Origin of the sequence: Pseudomonas sp. NFX71 (assembly GCF_048079215.1) — a bacterium.
Taxonomy (GTDB): domain Bacteria; phylum Pseudomonadota; class Gammaproteobacteria; order Pseudomonadales; family Pseudomonadaceae; genus Aquipseudomonas; species Aquipseudomonas fluorescens_B.
The window spans coordinates 6,658,250-6,671,019 of record NZ_CP182230.1 but is presented as its reverse complement, the minus strand read 5'-3'; the positions used below and the strand labels follow the sequence as shown (position 1 = coordinate 6,671,019).

The following is a 12,770-nucleotide window of genomic DNA, read 5'->3' as shown; positions in this document are numbered from 1 at the left end:
TTCACCCGCCTTATGGCAACTTGCAGGCCCTTATCGAGAGCCGAACCATGGCCAACCCCTACCGCGAACTGTTCAAAGCCCCAGGCAGCCGGGCTTTCGTGCTGGCCGGGATGATCGCGCGCATGCCGATTTCCATGACCGGTATCGGCCTGATCACCATGCTCTCCCAGTTGCAAGGTGGTTACGGGCTGGCCGGTGCGGTGGCGGCGACGTTTGCCCTCGCGACGGCGTTTTGCGCGCCACAGGTTTCGCGTCTGGTGGACCGTTTCGGGCAACGCCGGATCTTGCCGGTGTCAGCGCTGACCGGTGGCGGGGCATTGCTGCTGGTGTTGCTGTGCACGCGTTTGCAGGCGCCGAACTGGACGTTGTTTTTGTTCGCCGCGCTGGCCGGTTGCATGCCGAGCATGTCGGCGATGGTGCGGGCGCGCTGGACCGAGGTCTATCGCGGCCAGCCACAATTGCAGACCGCGTACGCCCTGGAATCGGTGCTCGACGAAGTCTGCTTCATTGTCGGACCGCCACTGTCAGTGGGCCTGTGCGTGGTGGCGTTCCCCGAAGCGGGGCCGTTGGCGGCGTTGCTGATGCTGGCGATTGGCGTCACGGCGTTTGTCCTGCAACGGGACACGGAGCCGGCGATTCATCCCCATGAAGAACACCATCAGGGCTCGATCATTCGTTCCGCCGAGATTCAGTTGCTGATGCTGTTGATGGTTGCCATGGGCACCATTGTCGGCGTGGTCGATGTGGTCAGCGTGGCGTTCGCCCAGCAACAGGGACAGCCGGCGGCGGCGAGCATTGTGTTGTCGGTGTATGCCATCGGCTCGTGCCTGGCCGGGCTGGCGTTCGGGGCGTTGCGCTCGAAAGTGCCGTTGCCGCGATTGTTTCTGTATGGCGGGGTGGCGACGGCGGTGACTACGTTGCCGTTGTTGCTGGCGAGCAACATTCTCGGGTTGTCGCTGGCGGTATTCGTCTCCGGGCTGTTTTTTGCCCCGACGCTGATTGTGGCGATGGCCTTGGTGGAGCGCATCGTGCCGCCGGCCAAACTCACCGAAGGGCTGACCTGGCTGGTCACCGGGTTGAGCATTGGCGTGGCGATTGGCGCGGCCAGTTCGGGGTGGCTGGTGGATGCGTTCGGTGCGCGCAGCGGGTTCTGGGTGGCAATCGTGGCGGGGGCTGTCGTCCTCGGTTCCGCAATCCAAAGTTTCCGTCACCTCAAGTAATTCATTCACCCATTCTGTGGCGAGGGAGCTTGCTCCCGCTCGGCGGCGAAGCCGTCGTAAACCCCTCAGCCAAGTGTTACCTGGCATGACAGAGGCGGCTGGTTCTGGGGCCGCTTCGCAGCCCAGCGGGAGCAAGCTCCCTCGCCACAATTCAGTATCCACCTAATTCCCCGCGGCGCTCATCCGTTCTCTTTACAGACAACTTTTCGAGGTAAGCCCGGTGACCCAGCTGACATTGCTGTGCCTGCCCTATTCAGGCGCGAGCGCCATGGTCTACAGCCGCTGGCGGCGCAAACTGCCGGAGTGGCTCAGGCTGCAACCGGTGGAACTGCCGGGGCGCGGCGCGCGGTTCGGCGAGCCCTTGCACACCGACATGCGGCACCTGGCGCTGCAACTCGCCCAGGAACAGAAAGCCACGCTCAAGGCGCCGTACGCGCTGTTCGGCCACAGTCTCGGCGCTTTGCTGGCCTGCGAAATGGCCCACGCCTTTCGCTCGCTGGGTTGCCCTGAGCCGGTGGCGCTGTTCGCTTCAGGCACCGCCGCGCCGACGATGCGGGCCGACTACGACCAGGGTTTTGCCGATCCGAAAACCGATGCCGAGCTGATCGAGCAACTGCGCACCCTCAATGGCACCAGTGAAGAAGTGTTGGCCAATGAAGAGCTGATGAGCCTGACGCTGCCGATCCTGCGTGCAGACTTCCTGCTGTGCGGACGCTTCGAGCCGATCCAGCGTCCGTTGCTGAAATGCCCGGTGCACGTGCTTGGCGGCAAGGCTGATCGCGCGACCACTGAACAGCTGATCGGCTGGAGCAGGGAAACCCACGGTAGCTTCTCCGTGGACATGCTGGCCGGTGGTCACTTCTTCATCCATGAGCACGAAGCCAAGGTGTTGCGGGTGATCAAGGACCAGCTCGATGTTCACCATCGCCGGCACGCCATGGCTGCCACTGCCTGACACGGCCAGATTTGGCAGCGGGCTTGCTCGCGAAAGCGGTTCATCATTCAACATTGATGTTGGCTGACCCGACGCTTTCGCGAGCAAACCCGCTCCTACATTTGATTTGCCGCAACCTGACATCCCGCGATCCACCTCCGCTGACACTTGTTCTCATTCGCTAATTTTTCCGGTCTGCATTCGTTTTATAGGGACGACGTGCCTTTGTGCTTCCCGCCACTGATCCGGATGCTTAGAAATGAATGCTGAAGACTCCTTGAAACTTGCTCGCCGGTTTATCGGGTTGCCCCTGGAAAAGCGCCAGATGTTCCTTGCGGCCTTGCAAAAGGAAGGCATTGATTTCGCCCGGTTCCCGATTCCTGCCGGCGTCGAGGCCGAGGATCGCCAGGCGTTGTCGTACGCCCAGCAACGCATGTGGTTTCTCTGGCAACTGGACGCGCAAAGTGGCGCCTACAACCTGCCGGGCGCGGTGCGTCTGACCGGGCAGTTGAACCTGCCTGCGCTGGAACAGGCCTTTGCCAGTCTTGTGGAGCGTCACGAAACCCTGCGCACGGTGTTCCAGCGTCAGGCCGACGACAGCTTGCTGCAAGTGCCGGCCAGCGCGCCGCTGGTCATCAAGCAGGTGGATTTCAGCGCATTGCCGGCCACTGAGCGCGAACGTGCCGTCGCCCAGGCGGCGGAGCAGCAATCGGTGTTGCCCTTCGATCTTTCGGTCGGTCCGTTGCTGCGCGTGACCTTGCTCAAACTCGCCGAACAGGAACATGTCCTGCTGCTGACCCTGCACCACATCGTTTCTGATGGTTGGTCGATGAACGTGCTGATTGATGAGTTCATCCGCTGCTACGACGCCTTCGAGGCCGGTGCACAACCGCAACTCGCGCCGTTGCCGATCCAGTACAGCGACTACGCCTTGTGGCAACGCCGCTGGCTGGAGGCGGGTGAACAGGCGCGTCAACTGGATTACTGGCAGGCGCAGCTCGGCGACGAACACCCGGTGCTGGAACTGCCCACCGATCACTCGCGCCCGGCAATGCCGAGCTATCGCGGCACTCGTTACGAGTTCGCTGTCGACCCGCAACTGGCCGAGCAACTGCGTGCCACTGCGCAGAAACACAACATCACCCTGTTCATGCTGTTGCTCGGTGCGTTCAACGTGCTGCTGCATCGCTACACCGGGCAAACCGATCTCCGTGTCGGCGTGCCGATTGCCAACCGCAACCGAGCGGAAATCGAAGGCCTGATCGGCTTCTTCGTCAACACTCAGGTGCTGCGCACACAGCTTGACGGCCAGACCCGCGTCGACGATTTGTTGCGCGCCATCAAGGAGACCGCCCTCGGCGCCCAGGCCCATCAGGACCTGCCGTTCGAGCGTCTGGTCGAAGCGCTGAAACTGGAACGCAGCCTCAGCCACACGCCGCTGTTCCAGGTGATGTACAACCACCAGCCGCAAGTCGCGGACATGTCCAGCATCAGCACCGCCTCCGGTCTGGTGTTGGGCGCAATCGAGTGGGAAGGGCGCACCACGCAGTTCGACCTGACCCTCGACACCTATGAAAAGAGCGGCAAGCTGCACGCCGCACTGACCTACGCCAGCGACTTGTTCGACGCACCGACCATCGCGCGCATGGCGCAGCACTGGACGCGCCTGTTGCAGGCGATGGTGGTCGATTCGAATCAGCGGGTCGGCGAGCTGCCGATGCTGGCGGCGGAGGAACAGCAGGTGCTGGTGCATGACTGGAACCGCACCGCCGAAACTTATCCCGTCGAGCAGTGCGTTCACGAATTGATCCACGCCCAGGCCTTGCGCACGCCCGAGGCGCCCGCGCTGGTGTTTGGCAATCGCCAGCTGACTTATGCACAGCTCAATGCGCGCACCAATCAATTGGCCCACTACCTGCGCGAGCAGGGTGTCGGTCCCGATGTGCTGGTCGGGATCGCCGCCGAGCGTTCGCTGGAAATGGTCATTGGCCTGTTGGCAATTCTCAAGGCCGGCGGCGCCTATGTGCCGCTCGATCCGGAATACCCGGCGGAGCGCCTGGCCTACATGATCGAAGACAGTGCGATTGGCGTGTTGCTGACCCAAAGCGCTCTGGTCGGCACGCTGCCGACCGAGGGCATCAAGGTCATTGCACTGGATCAGGACGAGGCTTGGCTGGACGGTTACCGCGAAACCTGCCTGTCGGTGTCGGTGCATCCTTTGAACCTGGCCTACGTGATTTACACCTCCGGCTCAACCGGCAAGCCCAAGGGCGCCGGGAACAGCCATGCGGCGCTGGTCAATCGTTTGTGCTGGATGCAACAGGCGTATGGGCTGGACGGCAGCGACTCGGTGTTGCAGAAAACCCCGTTCAGTTTCGACGTGTCGGTCTGGGAGTTCTTTTGGCCGCTGATGACTGGCGCCCGTCTGGTGGTGGCGCCGCCGGGGGCGCACCGCGAACCGACGCGGCTGATCCGCCTCATCGGCGAGTTCGGCATCAGCACCTTGCACTTTGTGCCGTCGATGCTTCAGGCGTTTATCCACGAGCCGGGCGTTGAAGCCTGTGCCAGCCTCAAACGCATCGCCTGCAGCGGTGAAGCCTTGCCACTGGACGCTCAACTTCAGGTGTTCGCCAAGTTGCCAGGCGCCGGGTTGTACAACCTGTACGGACCGACCGAAGCGGCCATCGACGTGACCCACTGGACCTGCGTTGATGAAGGCGCCGACAGCGTGCCGATCGGCCGGCCGATTGCCAACCTGCGCACCCATGTTCTGGACGCACAGTTGCTGCCGGTGCCGGCGGGTGTAGCGGGGGAGTTGTACCTGGGCGGCGCGGGTCTTGCGCGCAGTTATCACCGCCGGCCGGGCCTGACGGCCGAGCGTTTTGTGCCATGCCCGTTCCATGATGGCGCACGCCTGTACCGTACCGGCGACCGGGTGCGCCAGCGCGCCGACGGGGTGATCGAATACCTCGGTCGTCTCGACCATCAAGTGAAGTTGCGCGGCCTGCGTATCGAGTTGGGGGAAATCGAAACCCGCCTGATGCAGCATCCGCTGGTGCGCGAAGCCGTGGTGCTGGTGCAGGGCGGCAAGCATCTGGTGGCGTACCTGGTGCTGGAAAACGTCGAGCCGCAGTGGCCGGAAACCCTCAAGGCCTGGCTGTTGAGCAGCTTGCCGGAATACATGGTGCCGACCTTCCTGATGCCACTGGATGCCCTGCCAGTGACCGCCAACGGCAAACTGGACCGCAAGGCCCTGCCGCAACCGGATGCGGCGCCGCAACACGCGTTCGTCGCGCCGCAAGACGCCATGCAAACGGCGCTGGCGCAGATCTGGCAGGACGTGTTGGGTCTGGAGCGCGTGGGACTCGAAGACAACTTCTTCGAGCTGGGCGGCGACTCGATTATCTCCATTCAAGTGGTCAGCCGCGCCCGTCAGGCCGGCATCCGCCTCAGTCCACGCGACCTGTTCCAGTACCAGACGGTGCGCAGCCTGGCGCTGGTGGCGGCGTTCGACAATCGCAGTTCCATCGATCAAGGGCCGGTCAGCGGCGAGGTGCTGCTGACCCCGGCGCAACATTACTTTTTCGAGCAAGCCATCGCGCAGCCGCAACACTGGAACCAGTCCTTGCTGCTGACGCCGCGCGAGGCGCTGAACCCTCAAGCCCTTGAAGCCGCGCTGGTCGCGGTGATCAACCATCACGATGCTTTGCGCTTGCGTTTCACCCAGGGTGTCGATGGCTGGCAGCAGTGCCACGGATCGCCCGTCGAAACGGCGGGACTGTGGCAGCGGCAGGCGTCCTCGAGCGAGGCGTTGTCGGCGCTGTGCGACGAAGCGCAACGCAGCCTTGATCTGGCCGATGGGCCGTTGCTGCGCGCTTTGCTGGTCAGTCTCGACGACGGTACGCAACGCCTGTTGCTGGCTGTGCACCATTTGGCGGTGGACGGCGTGTCGTGGCGGGTGCTGCTCGAAGACCTCCAGCAGGCCTACACCCAATTGGCCGCCGGCAGTGCCGCAACCCAGCCCGACAAAACCAGCGCTTACCAAAGCTGGGCCCGTCATCTGCAAGAACATGCCCGCACACTGGATCAGCAACTGCCGTACTGGCAGGCGCAACACGCCGATGCCCGCGACCTGCCGTGTGAAAATCCGCTGGGCAGCCTGCAGCATCGCCACGGCCACAAGATCGAATCGAAGCTCGACGCCGGGTTGACGCGGCAGCTGCTGCAAACAGCCCCGGCGGCCTATCGCACCCAGGTCAATGACTTGCTGCTGACGGCGCTGGCGCGGGTGATTTGCCGTTGGACCGGGCATCACTCGACGCTGATCCAGCTCGAAGGCCATGGCCGTGAAGACCTGTTCGACGCCCTCGACCTGACGCGCACCGTAGGCTGGTTCACCAGTTTGTTCCCGGTACGCCTGCAACCTCACGCGGAAACGGCGAACGCGATCAAGACGATCAAGGAACAACTGCGCGCCATCCCCGATAAAGGTCTCGGCTACGGCTTGCTGCGCTACCTCGGCGAGCCGGCTCAGCGTCAGTCCTTGCAAGGATTGCCGGCACCACGGATCACCTTCAACTACCTCGGCCAGTTCGACCGTCAGTTCGATGAGGGCGCGCTGTTTGAACCGGCGCTGGAAAGCGGCGGTCATGCCCAGGGTGACGATGCGCCGCTGGCCAACTGGCTGACCCTGGAAAGCCAGGTCTATGGCGGTCAACTCTCGTTGCAATGGGGCTTCAGTCGCGACATGTTTGCCGACAGCACCGTTCAGCAACTGGCCGATGCCTACACCGAAGAACTCACCGCGCTGATCGAACATTGCTGTGCAACCCCGACGGGGCAGGTCATGCCATCGGACTTCCCGCTGGCACGGATCAACCAGGCGCAGCTGGACGCGTTGCCTGTCGCGGCCCCGGCCATCGAGGACATGTATCCGCTAACACCGATGCAGCAGGGCATGTTGTTCCACACCTTGTATGAGCCACAGGCTGAGGCCTATATCAATCAACTGCGCCTCGATATTCAGGGGCTGGACTTGGCGGCGTTCGGTCGGGCATGGCAAGCGGCGATCAACCGCCACGACATTTTGCGCAGCAGCTTCCATTGGTTGGGTCTGGAGTCTGCGCATCAGGTCATTCATCGTCAGATCGACCTGCAATTGCAGGTGATCGAGGCCGCCGATATCGACCTCGATGCGCTGGCCGCCGAACAGCGCAGCCGTGGTTTCGAACTCAGCGCCGCGCCGCTGCTGCGCCTGATGCTGGTGCGTCAGGGCAGCGACGCGTGGCACCTGATCTACACCAGTCATCACATCCTCATGGACGGCTGGAGCAACGCGCAGTTGCTCGGCGAAGTGATTCAGCATTACGCCGGGCAGGCACTGGCCAAACCCCTGGGGCAATACCGCGACTACCTGGGCTGGATTCAGCAACAGCCACTGGCGGCGGGCGAACAGTTCTGGAAACAGGCGCTGGCTGCCCTCGAGACGCCGACGCTGCTGGCGCAAGCCTTGCCGACGCCGGTCGAGGGGCGCGGCATGGGCGAGCATCACCTGACGCTGGAAAGCGCCGCCATGCAGCGTCTGACCGAGTTTGCCCGGCATCAGAAGATCACTCTCAACACCTTGTTGCAGGGCGCGTGGGGTCTGCTGTTGCAGCGCTACACCGGTCAATCCTGCGTGGCGTTCGGCGCGACGATTGCCGGGCGATCCGCGCCGTTGCCGGGCATCGAGCAACAGTTGGGCCTGTTCATCAACACCTTGCCGATCATTGCTACGCCATACTCGACGCAGCCGGTCAGCCAATGGCTCAACGAGCTGCAAGCGCTGAACCTGAGCTTGCGTGAGTTCGAGCATGTGCCGCTCTACGACATCCAGGGCTGGGCCGGACAGCAGGGCAGCGCGCTGTTCGACAGTCTGCTGGTGTTTGAAAACTTCCCGGTGGCCGAAGCGCTGAAGCAAGGCGCGCCGGCGGGACTGACCTTCGGCGCATTGCGCAATCACGAAATCACCAGCTACCCGCTGACCCTCGGCATCGAAGTCGGCGCCAGCCTGCGCCTGGAATTCAGTTTCGATCAGGCCTTGTTCAGCACCGTGCAGATCGAGCGGCTGGGCGCGAACCTGCTGCAGGTGCTGGAGCAATTCGTCGCACAGCCGCAACAGGTTCTGGGGGCCGTGAGCCTTCTGGATGCCAAGCAAAAAGCCCAGGTGTTGCTGGGCTCGCGTCCCGCCGCGCCGCTGCTGGACAGTCCATTGCTGGCGCATCAACGCTTCGAGCAACAAGCCGCACGCACCCCCGACGCATTGGCCGTGATCGTCGGTGAAGAGCGACTGACTTATGCACAGCTCAACGCCCAGGCCAACCAGCTTGCCCATCGCCTGCGCGAGCACGGTGTGGCGCCGGGGCAGCGGGTCGGCCTGTCGGTGCGGCGTAATGCGCAGATGATCGTCAGCCTCATGGCGATCCTCAAGTCCGGCGCCGGTTATGTACCGCTGGACCCGGACTACCCGGCCGAACGCCTGGCCTACATGATCGAAGACAGCGGGATGGACCTGCTGTTGGCGCAACCGGAACTGCTGGCGGATGTCGCATTGCCCGAAGGCCTGCCGCGTCTGGCACTGACGGCGGCGTCGCTGGCCGGCTACTCCATGAGCAACCCGGTCAACCTCGCCTGCGCCGAAGACCTCGCGTACCTGATTTACACCTCCGGCTCCACCGGCCGGCCGAAAGGTGTGTGCCTGGCCCACGCCGCGTTGCGCGAATTCTGCGTGATTGCGGCGGACTATTCGCAACTCAGCGCCGATGACCGCGTGCTGCAATTCGCCACGTTCAGCTTCGACGGCTTTGTCGAACAGTGCTACCCGCCGTTGTGCGTGGGTGCGGCGCTGGTGTTGCGCGGTGATGAACTGTGGGATACCGACACCTTGTACCGGCAAATCATCGAACAGGGCGTGACCCTGGCGGACTTGCCTGCAGCCTATTGGTACTTGCTGGCCCAGGAATGGGCGGCGCAGCCTCAGCGCGACAAAGGTCGGCTGCGTCAGGTCCACGTCGGTGGCGAAGCCATGTCGCTGGAAGGCCTGAAGCTCTGGCATGCCGCCGGTCTTGGTGATGTGCGCCTGCTCAACACCTACGGGCCGACCGAGGCCACCGTGGTCTCCAGCACGCACCTGTGCACCTTGGCCGACACGCAAAACCTGATCGGCGTGCCGATTGGCCGCGCGTTGCCCGGTCGGGCCTTGTACGTGCTGGATACCGAGGGCCATCTACTGCCCACCGGTTGCGTGGGCGAGTTGTGCATCGGCGGTGACGCCGGCATTGCCCAGCACTATCACCAGCGTCCGGGACTGAGTGCCGAGCGCTTCATCGCCGATCCGTTTTCCACCACGCCGGGCGCACGCTTGTACCGCAGCGGCGATCTGGCGCGGTATCGCGAAGACGGCGCGCTGGAATACCTGGGACGCATCGATCATCAGGTGAAAATCCGTGGTTTCCGCGTCGAGCTCGGTGAACTGGAAGCGCACCTGCAAGGCTTGCCGATGATCAGCGAAGCGGTGGTGCTGGTGCAGGAAGGCATCGGTGGCAAGCAGTTGATCGGCTACGTCGTGCCAACGTTGTCGGACGCCGACTCGCGTCAGCTCACCGAAACCGTGCGCCAGGCTTTGGGCGAGCGTCTGCCGGACTACATGCTGCCGGCGCAACTGGTGGTGATGAGCGCACTGCCGCTCAACCGCAACGGCAAACTCGACCGCGCCGCGCTCCCTGCGCCTGAGGTCTGGGAAACGGTGGCCGGCACCGCACCGCAAGGCGAGCTGGAAATCGAGCTGGCGCAGATCTGGCAGCAGGTGTTGCACGTCACCCGTGTCGATCGCGAAAACAGCTTCTTCGAGCTGGGCGGGCATTCGTTGCTGGCCACGCAGATCGTCTCGCAGATTCGCCAGCGCCTGGGCCTGTCGGTGAGTTTGCGCAGCCTGTTCGAACACCCGCGCCTGCAGGATTTCGCCGCTCAGGTGCAAGGCCTGCGGCACGACGCCAATGTCTGCGAACGCCCGGCACTGGTGGCGGAGCCTTCCGGCGAACGCCAGCCGTTGTCCTTTGCCCAGCAGCGGTTGTGGTTCCTCTGGAACCTTGAGCCCGACAGTTCGATGTACAACATGCCCGGCGCCTTGCGGTTGCGCGGCGAGTTGAACCTGTCGGCGTTGCAGCAAACCTTTGAAACCCTGGTGCAACGCCACGCCGTGTTACGCACCACGTTCCATGAGGACGACGGTCACGCCTGGCAGCGGGTGCACACCGATCTGCCGTTGAGTTTCGTTGCCAGCGACCTGCGGCATTTGCCAGACCCGGACGCCGAAGCCGCGCAACTGGCCCGAGAAGAAGTCGCCCGGCCGTTCGATTTGCGCCATGGCCCGTTGCTGCGGGTGCGGGTGTTGCAGGTCGCGGATCAGGAGCATGTGTTGCTGCTCACGGTGCACCACATCGCGGCAGATGACTGGTCGTTCCGGATTCTGATCAATGAGTTCGTGACGCTGTATCCGACCCTCAACCGGGGCGGCGTCGCGCCGTTGCCGGAACAGGTCGTGCAATACGCCGACTTCGCCAGATGGCAGCGCCAGTGGCTGGAGCAGGGCGGCGAGCTGCAGCGTCAGCTCGATTACTGGCAGGCGCGCCTTGGCCAGCCGCAAGCCGTGCTGGAGTTGCCGGGCGACGGCGATCAGCGTCAGGCGCAGGAAGGTGCCAGCCACCATTTCACCTTGAACGCGACCTTGAGTCAGCAGTTGCGCGACTTCGCTCAACAGCGTGGATTGTCGCTGTTCATGGTGCTATTGGCCGGCTTCACCCTGGTGTTGCGTCAGCGCACCGAGGTCAGTCGCGTGCGCATCGGCACCGATATCGCCAACCGAAATCAAGTTGAGCTTGAACAAATGGTCGGCTTCTTCGTTAACCAATTAGTGCTGCAAGTGGAGGTGAACGCTGACGAGGCTGCCGGGCAACTGCTGCAAGCCTGTCGCCGCGCGGTTCTGGAGGCTTCGGACCATCAGGACCTGCCGTTCGAGCGACTGGTGGAAGCGTTGCGGCTGCCGCGTCGGGCCGGGCGGTCGCCGTTGTTCGACATCAAGTTGATCTACCAGGAAGGCGTCGGTCGTTTGCCTTCCATGGACGGCCTGCTGGTCGAGGACTTCCCGTCGGGCCGGCAAGCCGCCGAGATCGGCATGGTCGCTGCGTTCTACAACGAGGCTGAACACATTCACCTGAGTTTCGAAACACCCGCCGGGCAGTACTTGCCGAGCACGCTGCAAAGCCTGTTCGAACAAATCGAGGCGGTACTGCAAGCGTTGTTGCGCGCCGACGAGCTGACGGTCAGCCAATTGCTGGACCTGGCCACCGATGTGCAGCGCCGCGCCGATGCGCGCCTGAACGAACAGCGCAAGGCGTTGCTGGGCGGGCGCATGGCGATCAAGCGCCGTCGCGGCACGCCGGCAACGCAAAGCACGGCGGACTGATTCATTGCGGCGGCGCCAATCGGGCGCCGCCGTCATCATTTTCTGGAGGGGTTTATGACTGTTTCAACCACCAAGTCCATTCCCAAAATCGGTCGCGGTGCACGCAAGAGCCTGTCCACCGACCCGACCCGGCTGGTGAGTTTTGCGCCGATGTTCGACGGTGCCAGCATGCCCCTGGTGTGCCGCCCGGCGGTGCCCGGCGTCAGCCTGGTGGAGTGGGCGACGGAGAATCGCGCGCTGATCGAAAGCAAGCTGCTGGCCCACGCGGTAATTCTTTTCCGTGGCTTCCAGGTGGCCGACATTGCCGAGTTCAACCGCTGCGTGGCGGCGATTTCCGACGGGGCCCTGGAGTACCTGTTTCGCGCCTCGCCACGGACCCAGATCACCGGCCAGTTCAAGATCTACAGCTCCACCGACTACCCGGCAGCGGAGAAAATCTTCCCGCACAACGAGCATTCCTATTCGCCGGTGTTCCCGCGTCACCTGTACTTCTACTGTGACACGCCCTCGACCACCGGCGGCGAAACCCCGTTCGGCGATACCCGCGAAATCCTCGCGCGAATCGACCCGGCCGTGCGCGAGGAGTTTCAGCGTAAACGCATCATGTACGTGCGCAACTACGGCGACGGCATGGGGCTGCCGTGGCAGACCGTGTTCCAGAGCGAGGACCGCGCAGAAGTCGAAGCCTACTGCGCCAGAATCGGCATTCAGGCGGAGTGGAAGTCGGGCAATCGCCTGCGCACCCGGCAAAACGGCCCGGCGATCGTGCGCCATCCGCTGACCGGCGAACGCATCTGGTTCAACCACGGCACCTTCTTCAACGCGCTGACCCTGCCAGACAGCATCCGCGACAACCTGCTGCGTGAATTCGGCCCGTTGGACCTGCCGCAAAACACCTTCTTCGGTGACGGCACGGCCATTCCCGACGACGTCATCCGTCACCTGCAAGGCATCTATCGCGACGTGATGGTCGAGTTCGCCTGGGAGAAGGGCGACGTGGTCCTGCTGGACAACATCCTCAGCGTGCATGCGCGCAATGAATTCACTGGCTACAGAAAAATCCTCACGGCCATGGCCATCGCGCAGAAAAGCGCCGACCTGGATCAGGAATAAG

4 protein-coding genes are annotated in these 12,770 nt (G+C 63.4%); all 4 read left to right on the top strand.

Annotation, left to right across the window (positions count from 1 at the left end; translation table 11 throughout):
• The first annotated feature begins 47 nt into the window (after positions 1 to 47).
• The 4 genes from ACM1ZW_RS30945 to ACM1ZW_RS30930 all read left to right on the top strand — a co-directional run bounded on the left by ACM1ZW_RS30945 (position 48) and on the right by ACM1ZW_RS30930 (position 12,769).
• Complete coding sequence (locus ACM1ZW_RS30945) at positions 48 to 1,220, top strand: MFS transporter (RefSeq protein ID WP_416739968.1); 1,173 nt, start codon at positions 48 to 50, stop codon at positions 1,218 to 1,220.
• 220 nt (positions 1,221 to 1,440) lie between these two features.
• Positions 1,441 to 2,175 carry a thioesterase II family protein gene (locus ACM1ZW_RS30940; RefSeq protein ID WP_416739967.1) on the top strand — a complete coding sequence of 245 codons (735 nt, stop codon included), beginning with the start codon at positions 1,441 to 1,443 and terminating at the stop codon, positions 2,173 to 2,175.
• Between the two features lie 238 nt (positions 2,176 to 2,413).
• Positions 2,414 to 11,656 (top strand): amino acid adenylation domain-containing protein, encoded by a 9,243-nt coding sequence (locus ACM1ZW_RS30935; protein WP_416739966.1) that lies wholly within the window; start codon positions 2,414 to 2,416, stop codon positions 11,654 to 11,656.
• Positions 11,657 to 11,710: 54 nt separating this feature from the next.
• Positions 11,711 to 12,769 carry a TauD/TfdA family dioxygenase gene (locus ACM1ZW_RS30930; RefSeq protein WP_414879169.1) on the top strand — a complete coding sequence of 353 codons (1,059 nt, stop codon included), beginning with the start codon at positions 11,711 to 11,713 and terminating at the stop codon, positions 12,767 to 12,769.
• Position 12,770 lies beyond the last annotated feature (1 nt).